Below are 18,684 nucleotides of genomic sequence, written 5' to 3'. Positions count from 1 at the left end.
TTCAAGCAGATTTCGGGATGAGGCGCTCAAACAGCGCCTCCAGGGTATTAAAGCGTTCTTCGGCACGCTCCATCGGCACCATGAATTTGAACAGCGTAGCCCCTTCGAACTTGTAGCGGTTGGGTTGGCCCTGAATCAGCTTGATCAGCACCAATGGGTCCACCGGCGTTTGTGCCTCGAACTCGATGCGCCCACCCTGTGGCCCGGCGTCGACCTTCTTGATACCCAGCTGTTCGGCCTGCAATTTCAGCAGCGTCAGGCGCACCAGGTTCTTGGTCGGTTCGGGCAGCAGGCCGAAACGGTCGATCATCTCCACCTGCAGGTCCTTGAGGCCTTCTTCGTCGGTGGCCGAGGCGATGCGCTTGTACAGAATCAGCCGCGCATGCACGTCCGGCAGGTAGTCCTCGGGAATCAACGCCGGCAAACGCAGGTTGATTTCCGGGCCGCCGCCCAAGGGTTGGTCGAGGTTCGGTTGTTCGCCCTTGCGGATGGCTTTTACCGCGCGCTCGAGCATCTCCATATACAGCGTGAAGCCCACCGCCTGGATCTGCCCGCTCTGGCCGTCGCCGAGCAGTTCGCCAGCACCACGGATTTCCAGGTCGTTGGTGGCCAGTACAAAACCGGCACCGAGGTCCTGGGTGTTGGCGATCGCTTCCAGGCGCTTTTCGGCATCGGAGGTGATCTGTTGGCGCGGCGGTGTCAGCAGGTAGGCATAGGCTTGGTGGTGACTACGGCCCACACGGCCGCGCAGCTGGTGCAACTGCGCCAGGCCGAATTTGTCGGCGCGTTCGATGATGATGGTGTTGGCACTCGGCACGTCGATGCCGGTCTCGATGATGGTCGAGGCGATCAGCACGTTGAAGCGCTTGTGGTAGAAGTCGCTCATGACTTGTTCGAGTTCGCGCTCGCGCATCTGCCCGTGGCCGATGGCGATGCGCGCTTCCGGCACCAGTTCGGCGAGGTCGGCGGCGCATTTCTCGATGGTCTTCACGTCGTTGTGCAGGTAGTAAACCTGCCCGCCGCGCAGCAGTTCACGCAACAGCGCTTCCTTGACCGTGCTTTTGTTCTGCTCCATCACAAAGGTGCGCACCGACAAACGCCGCGCCGGCGGCGTGGCAATGATCGACAGGTCGCGCATGCCCGACACGGCCATGTTCAGCGTGCGTGGGATCGGCGTCGCGGTGAGCGTAAGAATGTCGACTTCGCTGCGCAGGGCCTTGAGCTGTTCTTTTTGACGCACACCAAAGCGGTGCTCTTCGTCGATGATCACCAGGCCCAGGTTCTTGATCTTCACATCGTCCGACAGCAGTTTGTGCGTGCCGATCACGATATCAATCTTGCCCTCGGCCAAATCGGCGATGGCGGCGTTCACTTCCTTGGCGGACTTGAAGCGGCTCATCACTTCCACCGTCACTGGCCAGTCGGCAAAACGGTCGCGGAAGCTGTTGTAGTGTTGTTGGGCGAGCAGGGTGGTCGGCACCAGAATCGCTACCTGGCGGCCGCCGTGCACGGCAATAAAGGCTGCGCGCATGGCCACTTCGGTTTTGCCGAAGCCCACGTCGCCGCAGACCAGGCGGTCCATCGGCTTGGGTGCGAGCATGTCGGCGCGCACCGCTTCGATGGTGGTTTGCTGGTCGGGGGTTTCTTCGAAGGCGAAGCCGGCGCTGAACGTGGCGTAGTCGGCTTTCGGGTCGGCGAACGCATAACCTTCGCGTGCGGCACGGCGGGCATAGATGTCGAGCAGCTCGGCCGCCACGTCGCGCACCTGTTCGGCGGCCTTGCGCTTGGCTTTCTGCCAGGTCTCGGAGCCCAGGCGGTGCAGTGGGGCCAGCGCGTCATCGCTGCCGGTATAGCGTGCGATCAAGTGCAGGCTGGCTACCGGCACGTAAAGCTTGGCGCCTTCGGCGTATTCCATGGTGAGGAATTCGGCGGCCTGGTTGTCGATCTCCAGGGTCTGCAGGCCCAGGTAGCGGCCCACGCCGTGGTCGATATGCACCACGGGCGCGCCTTCGCGCAGCTCGGTAAGATTTTTGATCACCGCGTCGTTGTTGGCGTCGGCGCGTTTTTCACGGCGACGGCGCTGCATCACGCGCTGGCCGAACAGCGGGCTCTCGGCGATGAGTGCCAGCGCCGGGTCGTCCAGTAACAAGCCTTCGTCCAGTGGCGCAATGGTGATTGCCAGGCGCTCTTTGCTTTTCACAAAGTCCGGCCAGCTGTCGACGGTTTTCGGCCGCAGCTTCAGGCGTTCCAGCAGCTCCAGCAGCACTTCGCGACGGCCGGCGGACTCTGCGGTAAACAGCACGCGGCCTGGGAAATCACCAAGGAAATTCGACAGCGCTTCCAGTGGCTGGGTGGCTTTGGCCTGAATCGCCAAATCCGGCAACGTGTTCGCCGGGAAACGCTCACGACCGCTGCCGGCGTCCACGTCCTGCTGGCTGGCAACCACGCGCGGCCAGTTTTTCAGGCGGGCGAAGCAGTCTTCTACCGGCAGGAACAACTCGGCGGGTGGCAATAACGGCCGTGACGGATCGACGCGGCGCTCTTCGTAGCGGTTGCGCACATCGTTCCAGAAGTTTTCTGCGGCCTGCTCAATGCCGGGCAGCGAGAACACTTGGGTGTCTGCGGGCAGGTAATCGAACAGCGTGGAGGTTTCGTCGAAGAACAGCGGCAGGTAGTACTCGATACCGGCCGGGGTAATCCCGCTGCTTAAATCCTGGAAGATCGGGCAGCGGCGGAAGTCGACGTCGAAGCGTTCGCGAAAGCGCGCCTTGAAGCGCGTGACCGCGTCTTTTTGCAGCGGGAACTCGCGCGCCGGCAGCAGCTTGATCGACTCTACTTTGTCGATGGAGCGCTGGTTGTCCGGGTCGAAGGTGCGCAGCGTCTCGATTTCGTCATCGAACAGGTCGATGCGGTACGGCAGTTTGCTGCCCATCGGGAACAAGTCGATCAACGCACCGCGCACCGCGAACTCGCCGTGTTCGTACACGGTGTCGACGCAACGGTAACCGCTGGCTTCCAGGCGCGTGCGCATCTGCTCCACGTCGAGCTTCTGGCCGACATCCAGCACCAGGCTGCTGCCGAGCAGGAACTTGGTCGGCGCCAGGCGGTGCAGGGCCGTGGTGATCGGCACCACCAGCACGCCGTGGGCCAGTTCCGGCAGGCGGTAGAGGCTGGCGATACGCTGGGAAATGATGTCCTGGTGCGGCGAGAACAGGTCGTAGGGCAGGGTTTCCCAGTCGGGGAAATGCAGCACCGGCAAATCGGGGGCGAAGAAGCTCAGCTCCTGCTCCAGCCGCTCGGCACTTTGGCTGTCGGCGGTGAGCAGCAGGGTAAAGCGCTTGGCTGCGCTGGCAGCCTCGGCAATGGCCAGGCTCAGGGCGGCACCGGGCAGGTTGCCCCAGTGCTGTTTACCTGCCGCAGCAGGGAGAAGCGGTAGACGCAGAACGGGCACGGAAGGTTGAGCTCCAAGCGTTGCGACAAAGTCGGTAATTGTAGCGGCCCAAGGTGCCGCCTGTCAGTTGCTGACTGAGCCTATTACGGTTTGCAGGAAATGTAGTGGCTAAGACAAACAATCGAGGGTTTTGACTCAATATGTAGTGCCATTTTGCGCGGATGTTTCGGAGGGTTACGGACAAGTTGGCACTATCGCGGCATGGGTGGCCTTCTGGAACCCGCGTATTTACTGGCCTGTAGCCGGGTGGTATTTTTTTTGCAAGGGCTTTTTGTTGCGGTCGGCGCATTGCTCAACGGGCAGTCGGACGACATAATGTAGCCCCTTTTTTCTGCCCCTACATGTGGAAGGTTCCCGTGACTCAGAAGCCCGACCAGTGTCTTGGTGAATGGATCGACCGTGAAGCACTCGCTGAAGCGATGATTCCGCTTATCGGTCAGCTGTACCGCAATAACAATGTGGTGAGCTCGATCTATGGCCGCAGCCTGATCAACCAGTCTGTCATCGCGATTCTCAAAGCGCACCGCTTTGCGCGTCACCGTTCCGCCGACGACAGCGAACTCTCCGTCCACGAAACATTCCCACTGCTTAAAGCCATGAGCGAGCTCAAGCTCGGCGCGGCTTCGGTAGACCTGGGCAAGTTGGCTTACAAGTTCCGCAAAGAAGGTGCCGGCCGCAGCGCCGAGCAGTTCGTGCGTGAAGAAATGGCCGAAGTGGTTGGCCAGCAAAACGCCGCTGCCCGCAAAGGCACCGACGTGGTGTTGTACGGCTTCGGTCGTATCGGCCGCCTGCTGGCGCGCATCCTGATCGAAAAAACCGGTGGCGGCGACGGCCTGCGCCTGCGTGCCATCGTGGTGCGCAAAGGCGCCGAGAACGACCTGACCAAGCGTGCCAGCCTGCTGCGTCGCGACTCGGTACACGGCCCGTTCAACGGCACCATCGTCATCGACGAAGAAAACAACACCATCACCGCCAACGGTAACCTGATCCAGGTGATCTACGCGAAGAACCCGGCCGAGGTGGACTACACCCAGTACGGCATCAAGGACGCCCTGCTGGTGGATAACACCGGCGTATGGCGTGATGCCGAAGGCCTGGGCCAACACCTGGCCTGCCCGGGTATCGACCGCGTTGTGCTGACTGCGCCTGGCAAGGGCAAGCTCAAGAACATCGTGCACGGTATCAACCACGGTGAAATCACCGCTGACGACAAGATCGTGTCCGCTGCTTCCTGCACCACCAACGCCATCGTGCCGGTGCTGAAGGCTGTGAATGACAAGTTCGGCATCGTTAACGGTCACGTTGAAACGGTTCACTCGTACACCAACGACCAGAACCTGATCGACAACTTCCACAAAGGCGATCGCCGTGGCCGTAGCGCCGCGCTGAACATGGTGATCACCGAGACCGGTGCCGCCACCGCTGCTGCCAAGGCCCTGCCTGAGCTGGCCGGCAAGCTGACCGGTAACGCTATCCGTGTACCGACGCCGAACGTGTCGATGGCCATTCTCAACCTGAACCTTGAGAAAGCCGCCACCCGCGAAGAGATGAACGAGTACCTGCGCTACATGGCGCTGCACTCCGACCTGCATAAGCAGATCGACTTCGTTAACTCGCAGGAAGTGGTGTCCACCGACTTCGTAGGCTCGCGTCACGCCGGTGTAGTGGACGCTGAAGCGACCATTACCCAGGACAACCGCGTTGTTCTGTACGTTTGGTACGACAACGAGTTCGGTTACAGCTGCCAGGTGGTTCGTGTGATGGAAGACATGGCCGGGGTTAACCCGCCAGCATTCCCGCGCTAAGCATCAGCAGTAAATGAAAAAGCCCCGACTGGTTCGGGGCTTTTTTGTGTCTGTTGGTTTTGTATTGAATGTCAGGGCCTCATCGCAGGCAAGCCAGCTCCCACATTTGAATTGTGAACACCGTCAAATGTGGGAGCTGGCTTGCCTGCGATAGCGGACTATCAGGCGCCGCCAACCACCGAAGCCTGCGCCGTCCGCAGTTCATGCCGATTGCCTTTAAACAGCACCAACGTCGCAATCAACCCCAACACCGCCGCGCCACTCAGCCAAATCCCCGGCGCTGCCTTGTTATCCAGCACATGGATCAAATAAGTACAGGCCGCCGGCGTAAACCCACCAAAGGTCGCGGTCGCCAGGCTATAAGCCAGCGAGAACCCGGTGGTGCGCACTTCAATCGGCATGATCTCGGTCAGCGCCACGACCATCGCCCCGTTGTACGAGCCATACAGGAACGACAACCACAGCAGCACGATCAACAGATGGCTGAAGCTCGGATTCGCCACCAGCCACGACAGCGCGGGATACGCCGTGAGAATCGCCAGAATTGTCGCCGCCAGCAGTAAGGGTTTGCGCCCGATCTTGTCGGACACCGCGCCCATCACCGGCAGCCAGATAAAGTTGGAAATGCCCACGCACACCGTCACCAGCAATGCATCGAAGTCAGACAGGTGCAGTTCGGCCTTGCCGAAGGTCGGCGTGTAGGCGGTGATCAGGTAGAACGACACGGTGGTCATCACTACCAGCGCCATGCCGGCAATGACGATGCCGAAATTCTGGCCGATCGAACGCACGATTTCCTGCAGGGTAGGGCGGTGTTTACGTGCCTGGAACTCTGGGGTTTCTTCCAGCGAGCGGCGAATCACGAAGATCACCGGCACGATCAGGCAGCCGATCAGGAACGGCACGCGCCAGCCCCAGTCGCCCATCTCTTCAGGGCTGAGCCAGTGGTTGAGGCCCACGCCGAGCAAACCGGCAAACACCACCGCAGCCTGCTGGCTGGCGGACTGCCAACTGACAAAAAAGCCTTTGCGGCCTGGCGTGGCGATTTCCGCCAGGTACACCGACACACCGCCCAGCTCGACGCCGGCAGAGAAGCCTTGCAGCAACCGGCCAAACAGCACCAGCAACGGCGCCGCGACGCCCAGGGTGGCATAGCCGGGCACACAGGCGATGAGGATGGTGCCTGCAGCCATCATGGCCAGGGTAATGACCAGGCCTTTTTTACGGCCGTGGCGATCGATGTAGGCACCCAGGAAGATTGCGCCCAGTGGCCGCATCAGAAAGCCTGCGCCGAAGGTCGCAAGCGATAGCATCAGCGAAGCGAAGGCGCTGTCGCTGGGGAAGAAGGTTTTGGCGATGGCCGTGGCGTAGAAGCCGTAGACCATGAAGTCGAACATTTCGAGGAAGTTGCCGCTGACAACGCGAAAAATCGCCTTGCCTTTGCCCGTTGTGGTGGACATGTCATGCACTCATTTTGGCTGTCTTATTAGTGATCCCTGGTCATTACTCGTCCTTGCTGCTGTTTTGTAACCATATGTGTATTGGCCACCACCGGCAATAAATATTGGTAGCAAGCTGACTAAATGCGCAGTTGTCGAGGGCAACGAAAATCAAATGTGGGAGCTGGCTTGCCAGCTCCCACAGGGGTTATTGGGTGTTTTTCGGGGCGGTGATTAATTCAGGAGGGAGTTGCGCAGGCTGTCCGACAGGCCTTTCGGTGCCAGCCAGATACCGAGGTAGGCCTTTGCCAATTCATCATCACGGCTGCTGAACACCACCTGCTCATTGATCTGCAGGTTCAACCCACGCCCAGGGTGAAAATCCAGGGCATAACGATCACCGCTACGAATGTTGCGGAAACTGGCGTGCAGTTGGTCCAGCTCGGGCTTCAGGCGGGCGAGGGTTGCAGCGCTTTGCTGGCGCTCGAGGGTGGCCGTAGCGGCCTTGATCACATCATTGCGGTCGATGTCGCGAAAGTAATACAGCGCCAGGCGCACAGCCTTTCGCTGGTCCCAGGCCTGTTTGGCGCTGATATCCGCTGGAGCGTACAGCGCGGCTGCGTACACATCCGCCCAGAGATACACCAGCACCGCCTGGTTTTTCAGCGCCAGTTCATGAGACTGCGCCGGGAAGCCAGCCTGTTTGAGCCGATCCGCCTCATTGGCATGCACCGCAAGCGAAAAAATCATCATTAAACAGAAAAGCACATGCCGCATAATGGCCCCGCCTGCGAAGGTGCGTGTCAGCAGTGTAATGCCAGTTTGCTGTTCCTGTAGTAAAGGCAAGACTGGCCTACGACGCGACCAAGGGTTAATGTGCGCGGCGTTGAGGCTTATATAGACTGTGCCCCGGCTCACACACTTGAGCCAAAAATTTCCTTCATGCCCGCTGGCCGCGGCATGATTTAGCCAGGCGTCCAACCGTACGCCTGGCCTGTTCTGAGGAGTACGCATGGCTGTCTACAACTACGACGTAGTGGTACTGGGTTCCGGCCCGGCTGGAGAAGGTGCGGCAATGAACGCCGCCAAAGCGGGGCGCAAGGTGGCGATGGTCGATAGCCGTCGCCAGGTCGGCGGTAACTGCACCCACCTGGGTACCATCCCGTCCAAGGCCTTGCGTCACTCGGTGCGCCAGATCATGCAGTTCAACACCAACCCGATGTTCCGGGCCATTGGTGAGCCGCGCTGGTTCTCGTTCCCGGACGTGCTTAAAAGCGCCGAGAAAGTCATCTCCAAGCAAGTCGCGTCGCGTACCGGCTACTACGCCCGTAACCGCGTCGACCTGTTCTTCGGCACCGGCAGTTTCGCCGACGAGCAAACCGTCGAAGTGGTCTGCGCCAACGGCGTGGTCGAAAAACTGGTGGCCAAGCACATCATCATCGCCACCGGTTCGCGCCCGTATCGCCCAGCCGATATTGATTTCCACCACCCGCGTATCTACGATAGCGACACCATCCTGAGCCTGGGCCACACCCCGCGCAAACTGATCATCTATGGCGCCGGCGTGATCGGCTGTGAATACGCCTCGATCTTCAGCGGCTTGGGCGTGTTGGTGGAGCTGGTCGACAACCGTGACCAGTTGCTGAGCTTCCTCGACTCGGAAATCTCCCAGGCGTTGAGCTACCACTTCAGCAACAACAACATCACTGTGCGCCACAACGAAGAGTACGAGCGGGTCGAAGGCCTGGATAACGGGGTGATTCTGCACCTCAAGTCCGGCAAGAAGATCAAGGCCGACGCCTTGCTGTGGTGCAACGGCCGTACCGGCAACACCGACAAGCTGGGCATGGAAAACATCGGGGTCAAGGTCAACAGCCGTGGCCAGATCGAAGTGGACGAGAACTACCGCACCTGCGTACCGAACATCTACGGTGCCGGTGACGTGATCGGCTGGCCGAGCCTGGCCAGTGCTGCCCATGACCAGGGCCGTTCGGCCGCCGGCAGCATCGTCGACAACGGCAGCTGGCGCTACGTGAACGACGTGCCGACCGGGATCTACACGATTCCCGAGATCAGCTCGATCGGCAAGAACGAGCACGAACTGACCAAGGCCAAGGTGCCTTACGAAGTCGGCAAGGCGTTCTTCAAAAGCATGGCGCGTGCGCAGATCGCCGGTGAGCCGCAAGGCATGCTGAAGATTTTGTTCCACCGTGAAACCCTTGAGGTGCTCGGCGTGCATTGCTTCGGCTACCAGGCCTCGGAGATTGTGCACATCGGCCAGGCGATCATGAATCAGCCGGGTGAGCAAAATACCCTCAAGTATTTTGTGAACACCACGTTCAACTACCCGACCATGGCCGAAGCCTATCGGGTAGCGGCCTACGACGGCCTCAACCGGCTTTTTTGAGCGGCTCCGGCCGGTGGCCTGAGCCGGCCGGGGAGACCGATTTCAGTAATTCTCGAGGGTGGCAGTGGCCAAACCGGGAAAGTCTGTAATCAGGCTATCTACGCCGAAGTCGGCGAGCCTGCGCATCAGCGCAGGTTCGTTGACCGTCCACACGGACACGTGCAAACCCTGGCGCTGGGCTTTTTCCAGACGCTCGGGGGTGCACAGCGTCCAGTTCAATGCCAGGTACTCACAGCCGTAGTTCTGCGCGACCTTCAACGGGTCGAGCCAGGCGTATTCGGCCACCAGGCCGCGTGACAGGTCCGGGGTGAGTTCCACTGCTGCTTTTAATACTTCCCGCGAACTTGAGGTCACGGTGACCTTGTCCATCAGGCCATGGCGCACGGCCATCTCACGGATCGCCAACACGGTGGTCGCGGCGCGGGTGCGCGAGGCGCTTTTGACTTCCAGCTGCCAGTGATCGAAGTTGCACTGTTCGAACAGTTCTTCCAGGCGCGGAATCGGGCACGGCTTGACCCAGCCTGGGCCACCTTTGCGCGCGTCCATCTTTACCAGGTCGGCTGCTGAATACTCGACGACCTTGCCGCGCCGGTCGGCGGTGCGCTTGAGGGTCGGGTCGTGGATCACCATCAACTCGCCGTCCATGGACAGGTGCAGGTCCAGTTCGCAACGGCGTACACCGTGCTTGAGGCATTCCTGAAAGCTGGTCAGGGTGTTTTCCGGTGCTTCGCCTTTGGCACCGCGGTGGCCGTAAATCAGGGTCACAGTTGCTCCTTTGCGCCAGGTAGCCTGGCGTAGTCAATACGTATTCAGAGGTCGTCGCTTTGTTCCCGCGCCAGACGGCGTTCCTGGGCCTGTTTCTGCAGGATATAGCGCGCCAGCAACTGGCGCTGGGCGTCGGTCATGGATTCGAACTCCGTACCCACGTCAAAACCATCGCCCTTGGGGTCGCAATGCGTCACGCGTGCGCGCAGCAACAGGCCGAGCGCCTGGGGCATCAGCACCAGCTTGACCGCCAGATGCGCGCCGGGCGCCAGGGGCGTGGGGTGTTGGAAGTCGATGCCGCCTTCGGAGATGATCACTGGCTGCGGCGCACCCACCTCATCCAGCAGGCCACGGGCCATGATCTGGCTGAGCAGGTCCAGGCGTTTGTTCTGGACTTTGAGGAAGGCCGCCAAGCTGCGATCTTTCTCGCTGATCTGGCGCAGCAGGTGCTGGGCTTCGAATTCGCTGAGGTGCAGTTCGCTGAGCAGATTGAACAGCGGGGAATCATCCAGCAACACTTCCTTGCTCGCCGCTTCCGGGGCAGACAGTGTGCTGATTTGCAGTGCGATCATGTCGTCGATACGGTAGTATTCGCGGCGTTCTTCTTCATCTAATGTCGACATGGCGAACCCAAAGTAGCGGTAATGGTCTGAGTGTAAAGCTGCTTACCTGACCCCGCCACCGGGACGTCTTCTTTTCCTCCGAACAAGCCCCGACATGTTCAGACCTCTCTTCGTATTTATCGGCACGCGTTATACCCGTGCAAAGCGCCGCAATCATTTTGTGTCGTTCATTTCCCTGACCTCGATGATCGGGCTCGCCTTGGGCGTGGTCGTGATGATCGTGGTGCTGTCGGTAATGAACGGCTTCGATCATGAGATGCGCACCCGCGTGCTGGGCATGGTGCCCCACGCGACCATCGAGTCCGATGAGCCCATCAACGACTGGCAAAGCCTGGCCGCCAAGGTCAAGCAGAACCCCAAGGTAGTGGCCGTTGCGCCGTTTACCCAGATGCAGGGGCTGCTGACCAACGACGGCAAGGTGCAGAAGATCCTGCTCAATGGCGTCGACCCGGCCCAGGAACGTAACGTGTCGATCATCGACAAGTTCATGTTGCAGGGCAAACTCGACGACTTGGCGCCCGGCAGTTTCGGCATCGTGATCGGCGACAAGGCCGCAGCCAAGCTCGGCGTGGGCATCGGCGACAAGCTGACCTTCGTCGCGCCGGAAGTCACCGTCACCCCAGCCGGCATGTTCCCGCGCATGAAGCGCTTTACCGTGGTCGGCACCTTCCACGTCGGCGCCGGCGAAATCGACGGCTACCTGGGCCTCACCAACCTTACCGACCTGGCGCGCCTGCATCGCTGGCAGCCGGATCAGGTGCAGGGCCTGCGCCTCAAGTTCAACGACCTGTTTGATGCCCCGCGCGGCGCCTGGGAAATCGCCCAGCACCTGGGCGACTCGCAGTACTACGCCCGCGACTGGACCCGCACCCACGGCAACCTGTATCAGGCCATCCGCATGGAAAAAGCCATGATCGGCCTGCTGTTGCTGCTGATCGTCGCGGTTGCCGCCTTCAACATCATCTCCACCCTGGTGATGGTGGTGAATGACAAGAAGGGCGACATCGCCATCCTGCGCACCCTTGGCGCCACGCCGGGGCAGATCATGGCCATCTTCATGGTGCAAGGCACCGTGATCGGCGTGGTCGGCACCTTGATCGGCACCGCCGTCGGCATCCTGGCCGCGCTGAACGTCAGCGCCGCCATCGCCGCGCTGGAAAAAGTCATTGGCCACAAGTTTCTCAACGCTGACGTCTACTTCATCGACTACTTGCCGTCCCAGGTTCAGGCCCAGGACGTGTTGATGGTGGGCGGCGCCGCGTTGCTATTGAGTTTCCTTGCCACCCTGTACCCAGCCTGGCGCGCGGCACGCACCCAGCCAGCACAGGCCTTACGTTATGAGTGAATCGGGCATGAGTGAAAAAGCTATCTTGAGCTGCCGCAACCTGGGCAAATCCTACGAGGAAGGCCCGGAATCAGTAGTGGTGTTGTCCAACCTGCAACTTGAACTGCACCCGGGCGAGCGCGTGGCGATCGTCGGCAGTTCCGGTTCCGGCAAAAGTACCTTGCTCAACCTGTTGGGCGGCCTGGATACACCTTCCGAGGGCAGCGTGTGGCTGGCCGGTGAAGAACTGTCGGCACTCGGTGAAAAAGCCCGTGGCCAACTGCGCAACCGTTCGCTCGGTTTTGTGTACCAGTTCCACCACCTGCTGCCGGAATTCACCGCGCTGGAAAACGTGTGCATGCCGCTGTTGATCGGCAAGACCGCGATCCCGGAAGCCCGTCAGCGCGCCAAGGCATTGCTGGAGCGTGTTGGCCTCGGCCATCGTCTGGAGCACAAACCGGCTGAGCTGTCCGGCGGCGAGCGCCAGCGTGTGGCAATTGCCCGTGCCCTGGTGAACAACCCCGGCCTGGTGATGCTCGACGAGCCGACCGGCAACCTCGACTCCCACACGGCGCAAGGCATCAAGGACTTAATGCTGGAGCTGAGCACCCAGATGCGCACCGCGTTCCTGGTGGTGACCCATGACATGAGCATGGCCCGCCAGATGGACCGCGTGTTGCACCTGCAGGAAGGTCATCTGGTCGCCATCTGACCCGTTTCAAGCCTGGCTTTTTGAGCCGGGCTTTTTCATTTTTTTAAACGGTGCCCGCGAATGTTCAGACCGTTATCGATTTTTATCGGCACGCGCTATACCCGCGCCAAGCGCCGCAACCGTTTTGTCTCGTTTATCTCGATGACCTCGATGATCGGCCTCGCCTTGGGCGTGCTGGCAATGATCGTGGTGTTGTCAGTAATGAACGGCTTCCAGCGTGAAATGAGCACGCGCATTCTCGGCATGGTGCCCCACGCCACCATTGTCGGTGTGAACCCGATTGATAACTGGCAGCCCGTGGCCGCCGCCGCGTTGAAGAACCCCGAGGTCACGGCCGCGGTGCCGTTCACACAGATGGACGGCATGTTCTCCTACAAGGGCGCGATGCAGCCGATCGAGATCAGCGGCGTTGACCCGGCCCAGGAAGGCAAGGTGTCGATCGTGGCCCAGCATATCGTGCGCGGCAAACTCGAAGACCTGAAGGCCGGCGAGTTCGGCGTAGTAATCGGCGACATCACCGCACGGCGCTTTCGCCTGAACGTCGGCGACAAACTGACCCTGATCGTGCCGGAAATCAGCACGGCCGCACCGGGTGGCATCACCCCGCGCATGCAGCGCCTGAACGTGGTCGGTATCTTCAAGGTCGGCGCCGAGCTGGATGGCTCCATGGCCCTGATCAACATGGCCGACGCCGCCGAGATCCAGCATTGGCAGCCAAACCAGGTACAAAGCGTGCGCCTGGCGGTGAAGGATTTGTACGCAGCACCCAAGGTTTCGGCCGACATTGCCGCGAGCCTGGGCGCCGACTACAAGCCGGATGACTGGACCCACACCCAGGGCAGCCTGTTCAGCGCCATGAAGATGGAAAAGACCATGATCGGCCTGCTGTTGCTGATGATCGTTGCCGTCGCTGCGTTCAACATCATCGCCACGCTGATCATGGTGGTGAACGACAAAGGCGCGGACATCGCGATTTTGCGCACCATCGGCGCCACGCCACGGCAGATCATGGCGATCTTCATGGTGCAGGGCACGGTGATTGGTATTGTCGGCACCTTGATTGGCGGCGTGCTGGGTGTGATTGCGGCGCTGAACGTGAGTGAACTGGTGGGCTGGCTGGAGCGCGTGACCGGGCAGCATATCTTCAGTTCGGACGTGTACTTCGTCAGCAACCTGCCTTCCGAGCTGCAAGGCGGCGATGTGCTGCTGATTTGCACGGCCGGGTTTGTGTTGAGCTTTATGGCGACGATTTACCCGGCGTATCGGGCGGCGAAGATTGAGCCGGCGCATGCCCTCAGGTATTCATAGCGCTTAAGATCGCTTTCGCGAGCAAGCCCGCTCCCACATTCGACCGCATTCCAAAGAATGTACGCGATCAAATGTGGGAGCGGGCTTGCTCGCGAAGAGGCCGGCCCAGCTTGCATCAATCCCCCTTGGGCAACTCAATCACAAACCTGGTCCACCCGGCTTCAGACTCACAATAAATCCTCCCGCCATGCGCCCGCACAATCGACTGGGTAATCGCCAACCCCAGCCCCGCATGCTCGCTGCTGCCTTCACGGCGCGCCGGGTCTGCGCGATAGAACCGATCAAACAATTTAGGTAACAAAGCCGCAGGGATACCTTCCCCGGTATTGGCGACAGTCAGCGTCACAGCCTGCGCGCTCTCCATTATCCGCACCCGCACCTCGCCACCCACCGGGGTAAACCGCAGCGCGTTATCCAGCAAGTTCGACAAGGCCCGGCGCAACATGCCGCGATCGCCCGCCGTTCGAGCCGTGCCCTCGCACACCAGCTTGACCTGCGCGTCTTCGGCCAACAGCGCAAAAAACTCCAGCAACGCCTCCACTTCATCCTGCAGCGCCAGCGCTTCGCGCTTGGGCATCAGCAGGCCATGGTCGGCTTTGGCCAGGTACAACATGTCATTCACCAACTGCGCCATCCACTGCAACTCCTCCAGGTTGCTGTGCAGCGTCTCGCGGTAGTCCTCCAGCGGGCGTGGCTGGGTGAGGATCACCTGGGTTTGGGTCAGCAGGTTCGACAGCGGCGTGCGCAGCTCATGGGCGATGTCGGCAGAGAAGGCCGACAAACGCTGGAACGAATCGTCGAGCCGCCCCAGCATCGCGTTAAACGCCTGGGCGAGTTCGGCCAGCTCCACCGGCATTTGCGCCTGGGGCAAGCGTTGGGTCAGGGAATGCGCCGACACACCGGCTGCCACTTCGCTCATGCGCCGCAACGGCCGCAGCCCGCTGCGCGCCGCCCATGCACCCAGCAGCGCGGTGGCCAGGGCGGACAAGCCGACCGTGAGCCAGATCAACCGTTGCATGCGTTGCAAAAAGTGCTGGTGGTGCGTGATGTCGAGGATCAGCGACAGTTGCGGCGAGCCGGGTTGGCCCGCCAGCAACGGCGCGTTGTACACACGGTAGTCGGTGCCCGCGTTTTGCAGGCTGTGCAGGCCGGGTGCCGCAGGCAGCATGACGCTCGGCGCGCCATCAAACCAGCGTTGGCCGGCCGCGCTGATGCGCAGGGCGAGGTCCGGCTGGCGGCTGAGTTCGGTACGCAGTTGCGCTTCTCGTTGAGTAAAGGACGCCAGTGAGTCGACACCCTGCAAGGTGCTGCGCAGCGCGATCAGTTTGCCGTCGAGTTGCTGCTGGTCCAGTTCGATAAAGTGCGCTTCGCTGGCGTGGTTGAACACTACCCCGGCGATGAGCGAGACCACCGCCGTACAGCCAGCAAATAACAGGGCCAGACGGCTGGCCAGGGACAGGCGCGGGATCAATTGCACCGCTCCTCCAGTACATAGCCCATGCCGCGCACAGTGTGGATCAGCTTGGTGGGGAAGTTGTCATCGACTTTAAGGCGCAGGCGGCGGATCGCCACTTCGATGATATTAGTGTCGCTGTCGAAGTTCATGTCCCACACCTGAGAGGCAATCAGGCTCTTGGGCAGCACTTCGCCCTGGCGGCGCAGCAGCAGTTCGAGCAATGCGAATTCCTTGGCGGTGAGGTCGATGCGCTGGCCGTCGCGCTCGACGCGGCGGCGGATCAGGTCCAGGCGCAGGTCGGCCAGTTGCAGCGCGGTTTCCTGCGGTGTGCTGCTGCCACGGCGCAACAGGCTGCGCACCCGCGCCAGCAGTTCGGAAAAAGCGAAAGGCTTGACCAGATAATCGTCGGCGCCCAGTTCCAGGCCATGCACGCGGTCTTCCACCGCATCGCGGGCGGTGAGGAACAACACCGGGATTTCCAGGCCGGCACTGCGCACAGCTTGCAGAATCTGCCAGCCATCGCGGCCGGGCAACATCACATCGAGGATCAACAGGTCGTAGTCGCCGGTCAGCGCCAGGTGCTGGCCAGTGGTGCCGTCAGCTACCAGCTCAGTGGTAAAACCTGCCTCGGCCAAGCCTTGGCGCAGGTAATGGCCGGTTTTCGGTTGGTCTTCAACGATCAGCAGTTTCATGGGCAACTCGTGGCAACAGGTGACGATGGGCTTTATACCGTGGGGGTCAGCGTAAGGGCGTAACCTGACAAAGTTGTAATCTAGCAGTCAGCTGGCTGGCAGCAGGGCCATCTTAAAGTGCTGAGCAAGCTGGACACACTTTTTTGGAGAAGCGTCATGGCGTTGCGTACACCACTGTTATTGGCGGGCTGTTTGTTGGCGCTAAGCGTTAATGCAATGGCCGATGAGGCCCACACCTACGCGTTTGGCCACCCGGCACCGGCCGATAAAGCCACGCGCACCGTGGAAGTCACCCTGCAGGACATTGCCTTTTCACCCAAGGCTCTGGATGTAAAAGCCGGTGAGACCGTGCGCTTTGTGCTGGTCAACAAAGGCCAGTTACTGCACGAATTCAACCTGGGCGATGTAGCGATGCACGCCGAACACCAGAAAGAAATGCTCAAGATGCAAGCCAGCGGCATGCTCACGGCCACCGGCATGGGCAAGATGGACCACGCCGCCATGGGGCATGGCGATATGGGCGGCATGAAGCATGATGACCCCAACAGCGTGCTGGTGGAGCCAGGCAAGACCGCCGAGCTGACCTGGACCTTCACCAAGGCCACCGGTCTTGAGTTTGCCTGCAACATTCCGGGGCATTATCAGGCGGGCATGGTCGGCAAGCTGACCGTTGAGTGAGGCGATTCTTAAGGGCGGGAGCAAAGGCTGGTAGACTGGCGCGGTTTATTTAGCCAGGTTTCCGCCATGCATCCCGCAGCCGAACATTCGCCGCTGGGCAAGTCCAGTGAATACATCTCTACCTACACGCCTTCGTTGCTGTTCCCGATCCCTCGCGCCGCCAAATGGGCCGAGCTGGGCCTGACTGCCGAAACCCTGCCTTATAAGGGCGTGGATTTCTGGAACTGCTTCGAACTGTCGTGGCTGCTGCCATCGGGCAAGCCGGTGGTGGCCATCGGTGAATTCAGCATCCCGGCCGAGTCGCCGAACATCATCGAGTCCAAGTCTTTCAAGTTGTACCTCAACTCGCTGAACCAGACCGCGTTTGCCGATACGCAAAGCCTGGAAGCCACCTTGCGCACCGACCTCAGCGCCGCCGCCGGCCTGCCTGTGAGTGTGCGCATCCGCAGCCTGGCCGAGGTTGAGGCTGAAGGCGTGATGGCGTTGCCGGGCGCGTGCATCGACGACCTGGACATCAGCGTCAGCAACTACGAGCACCCGCGCCCGGAACTGCTGCGTTGCGACGACTCGCGCATCGTCGAGGAGAGCGTGCACAGCCACCTGCTCAAATCCAACTGCCCGGTCACCAGCCAGCCGGATTGGGGCAGCGTGGTGGTGGAGTACCGTGGCCACGCGCTGGATCACGCCAGTTTGCTGGAATATATCGTGAGCTTCCGCCAGCACTCGGACTTTCATGAGCAGTGCGTGGAGCGCATCTTTCTGGACTTGCAGCGGTTGCTCAAGCCCGAGAAGTTGACGGTGTATGCACGCTATGTGCGGCGCGGCGGGTTGGATATCAACCCGTATCGCAGCACGGAAGATGTGCAGTTCCATAACGTGCGCCTGGCCCGTCAGTAAGCATCACCTAAAACTAAATGTGGGAGCTGGCTTGCCTGCGATAGGGGCCCATCAGTCATACATCGGGTGACTGATACACCGTCATCGCAGGCAAGCCAGCTCCCACAGTTGGTTCTGTGTTGGGCGTAGGATCGTATTAGATCCCCATATTGCCCAAGGTGATCATGATATTGCGCAATGTCCCGGAAATGACCGGGTGTTCAGCATCGAACTCTATGGCTGCTTGATTCACATCGTCGGAAATACTGGGTGTTTGGGTGGCCGGTTCAAGTTCGAGTTGTAATTCGAACTTGGCAATCAAGGCTTCCAGCGCTTCACGTTTTTCTTCCGACAGCGGCGGTTGCTGTTCCAACTGCCCGCGCAGGATGTTGACCTGTTCTTCAAGCTTTATGCGGTCAGGCATGACGTTCTTCCTTTTATCGATAGGCACTGGCATAGACCGCGGCACGCCGTGAAAGGTCTACGGGCTGACCTGTAGATTAATCCACCGGCGCCTTGAGTGCATGATCTCTATCAGGGCTTCTCGCCTTTAAGCTGGCGCAGGCTGATATCCGCCAGGCACGTACCCAGCTCGCCAAGATGATCGATCACCGAATGCACGCCCAGCCCATACAGCGCCACCGTGGCTTTGCCGCGCTTGTGCTCGCGTTGCTGCTCGGTCAGCGCCTGCCATTGTTCCGGTGACAGGCCGCACAACGAGCCGCAGGACGCCAGGCCGATGGTCCACAGCCCGGCATTCAGGCCCGACTGCAGCAAGCGCGGCTCGCCGCTGACCAGCACACAGCCTTCGAGGCGTTGGATATTCAGTTCCATCAGGGCTTGCCAGCACGCGTGCGGCGCGGGCCAGCGGATCGCGGAGGGTGGCGTGGCTTTAAGCCAGGCGGGCAGGGCTGCCGCCAGCGGCGTGGTGATAGAAGCGGGCAGTTCATCCAGCCAGGCGCAGGGCACGCCCTGGTCCTTGAGGCTGCGCAGAATCTTCAGCGCGCCGGGTGTGGCCTGGGAGTCGGGGCAGGGCGAGTCGGTGCGGGCCTGGGAACCAAAATCCACCAGGCAGCCACTCAGGCCAAACAGCACGGCAGTCAAGGTGGGGGCGCTGGCGACGGCAATTTCGGCGTGAGGCATTTCGA

The 18,684-nt window shown here is 60.7% G+C and carries 16 protein-coding genes; 7 read left to right on the top strand and 9 right to left on the bottom strand.

The genetic code is table 11. From position 1 onward, the window contains the following. Position 1: 1 nt before the first annotated feature. On the bottom strand, positions 2-3,451 hold the full coding sequence (mfd, locus tag FFI16_RS18445; RefSeq protein WP_138816226.1) for a transcription-repair coupling factor: 3,450 nt from the start codon (positions 3,449-3,451) through the stop codon (positions 2-4). Between the two features lie 341 nt (positions 3,452-3,792). Here mfd and FFI16_RS18440 point away from each other — a divergent pair, with 341 nt between their 5' ends. Further along, positions 3,793-5,256, top strand: a complete 1,464-nt coding sequence (locus FFI16_RS18440; RefSeq protein WP_138816225.1) for a glyceraldehyde-3-phosphate dehydrogenase — start codon at positions 3,793-3,795, stop codon at positions 5,254-5,256. Positions 5,257-5,417: 161 nt separating this feature from the next. Here the strand turns inward: FFI16_RS18440 and FFI16_RS18435 are convergent, their stop codons facing one another. After that, the gene (locus tag FFI16_RS18435) at positions 5,418-6,716 is read right to left on the bottom strand and encodes an MFS transporter (RefSeq protein WP_138816224.1); all 1,299 of its coding nucleotides are present in this window, start codon (positions 6,714-6,716) and stop codon (positions 5,418-5,420) included. A gap of 213 nt (positions 6,717-6,929) precedes the next feature. Beyond that, positions 6,930-7,472 carry a chalcone isomerase family protein gene (locus tag FFI16_RS18430; RefSeq protein WP_138816223.1) on the bottom strand — a complete coding sequence of 181 codons (543 nt, stop codon included), beginning with the start codon at positions 7,470-7,472 and terminating at the stop codon, positions 6,930-6,932. Between the two features lie 235 nt (positions 7,473-7,707). On the opposite strand from FFI16_RS18430, the gene sthA reads away from it, so the two are divergent. Beyond that, entirely contained in the window at positions 7,708-9,102 is a 1,395-nt protein-coding gene (sthA, locus tag FFI16_RS18425) for a Si-specific NAD(P)(+) transhydrogenase (protein WP_003189670.1), read from the top strand. 42 nt (positions 9,103-9,144) lie between these two features. Here the strand turns inward: sthA and FFI16_RS18420 are convergent, their stop codons facing one another. Continuing rightward, the gene (locus FFI16_RS18420; RefSeq protein WP_065929188.1) at positions 9,145-9,867 is read right to left on the bottom strand and encodes a glycerophosphodiester phosphodiesterase; all 723 of its coding nucleotides are present in this window, start codon (positions 9,865-9,867) and stop codon (positions 9,145-9,147) included. Between the two features lie 44 nt (positions 9,868-9,911). Continuing rightward, on the bottom strand, positions 9,912-10,490 hold the full coding sequence (locus FFI16_RS18415) for a PilZ domain-containing protein (RefSeq protein ID WP_138816222.1): 579 nt from the start codon (positions 10,488-10,490) through the stop codon (positions 9,912-9,914). A gap of 94 nt (positions 10,491-10,584) precedes the next feature. Between FFI16_RS18415 and FFI16_RS18410 the strand changes: the two genes are divergently transcribed. Genes FFI16_RS18410 through FFI16_RS18400 form a run of 3 tightly spaced genes read left to right on the top strand, consistent with a single transcriptional unit; the run spans position 10,585 to position 13,834 of the window. After that, positions 10,585-11,835, top strand: a complete 1,251-nt coding sequence (locus tag FFI16_RS18410) for a lipoprotein-releasing ABC transporter permease subunit (protein WP_017137435.1) — start codon at positions 10,585-10,587, stop codon at positions 11,833-11,835. A 7-nt stretch (positions 11,836-11,842) separates the two neighbouring features. Beyond that, positions 11,843-12,526: a lipoprotein-releasing ABC transporter ATP-binding protein LolD gene (gene lolD, locus FFI16_RS18405; protein WP_020372695.1), complete on the top strand. Its 684-nt coding sequence runs from the start codon at positions 11,843-11,845 to the stop codon at positions 12,524-12,526. Between the two features lie 60 nt (positions 12,527-12,586). Continuing rightward, positions 12,587-13,834, top strand: a complete 1,248-nt coding sequence (locus FFI16_RS18400) for a lipoprotein-releasing ABC transporter permease subunit (protein WP_056857275.1) — start codon at positions 12,587-12,589, stop codon at positions 13,832-13,834. 115 nt (positions 13,835-13,949) lie between these two features. Here the strand turns inward: FFI16_RS18400 and FFI16_RS18395 are convergent, their stop codons facing one another. Both FFI16_RS18395 and FFI16_RS18390 read right to left on the bottom strand, forming a co-directional pair. After that, on the bottom strand, positions 13,950-15,305 hold the full coding sequence (locus tag FFI16_RS18395) for a heavy metal sensor histidine kinase (RefSeq protein ID WP_138817436.1): 1,356 nt from the start codon (positions 15,303-15,305) through the stop codon (positions 13,950-13,952). Further along, positions 15,302-15,982: a heavy metal response regulator transcription factor gene (locus tag FFI16_RS18390; protein WP_138816221.1), complete on the bottom strand. Its 681-nt coding sequence runs from the start codon at positions 15,980-15,982 to the stop codon at positions 15,302-15,304. Before FFI16_RS18390 ends, FFI16_RS18395 begins: the two co-directional genes overlap by 4 nt. 156 nt (positions 15,983-16,138) lie before the next feature. Between FFI16_RS18390 and FFI16_RS18385 the strand changes: the two genes are divergently transcribed. Both FFI16_RS18385 and queF read left to right on the top strand, forming a co-directional pair. Then, positions 16,139-16,660: a plastocyanin/azurin family copper-binding protein gene (locus tag FFI16_RS18385; RefSeq protein ID WP_138816220.1), complete on the top strand. Its 522-nt coding sequence runs from the start codon at positions 16,139-16,141 to the stop codon at positions 16,658-16,660. Positions 16,661-16,726: 66 nt separating this feature from the next. After that, entirely contained in the window at positions 16,727-17,557 is an 831-nt protein-coding gene (queF, locus tag FFI16_RS18380; protein ID WP_138816219.1) for an NADPH-dependent 7-cyano-7-deazaguanine reductase QueF, read from the top strand. A gap of 136 nt (positions 17,558-17,693) precedes the next feature. Here the strand turns inward: queF and FFI16_RS18375 are convergent, their stop codons facing one another. Continuing rightward, entirely contained in the window at positions 17,694-17,960 is a 267-nt protein-coding gene (locus FFI16_RS18375) for a DUF4404 family protein (protein WP_017137441.1), read from the bottom strand. 110 nt (positions 17,961-18,070) lie between these two features. Further along, positions 18,071-18,679, bottom strand: a complete 609-nt coding sequence (locus FFI16_RS18370; protein ID WP_138816218.1) for an HAD family phosphatase — start codon at positions 18,677-18,679, stop codon at positions 18,071-18,073. Positions 18,680-18,684 lie beyond the last annotated feature (5 nt).

This window comes from Pseudomonas sp. KBS0710, from assembly GCF_005938045.2.
Classification (GTDB): domain Bacteria; phylum Pseudomonadota; class Gammaproteobacteria; order Pseudomonadales; family Pseudomonadaceae; genus Aquipseudomonas.
Note: the sequence above shows the minus strand (reverse complement) of the source record. Positions and strands in the feature narration are given on the sequence as shown.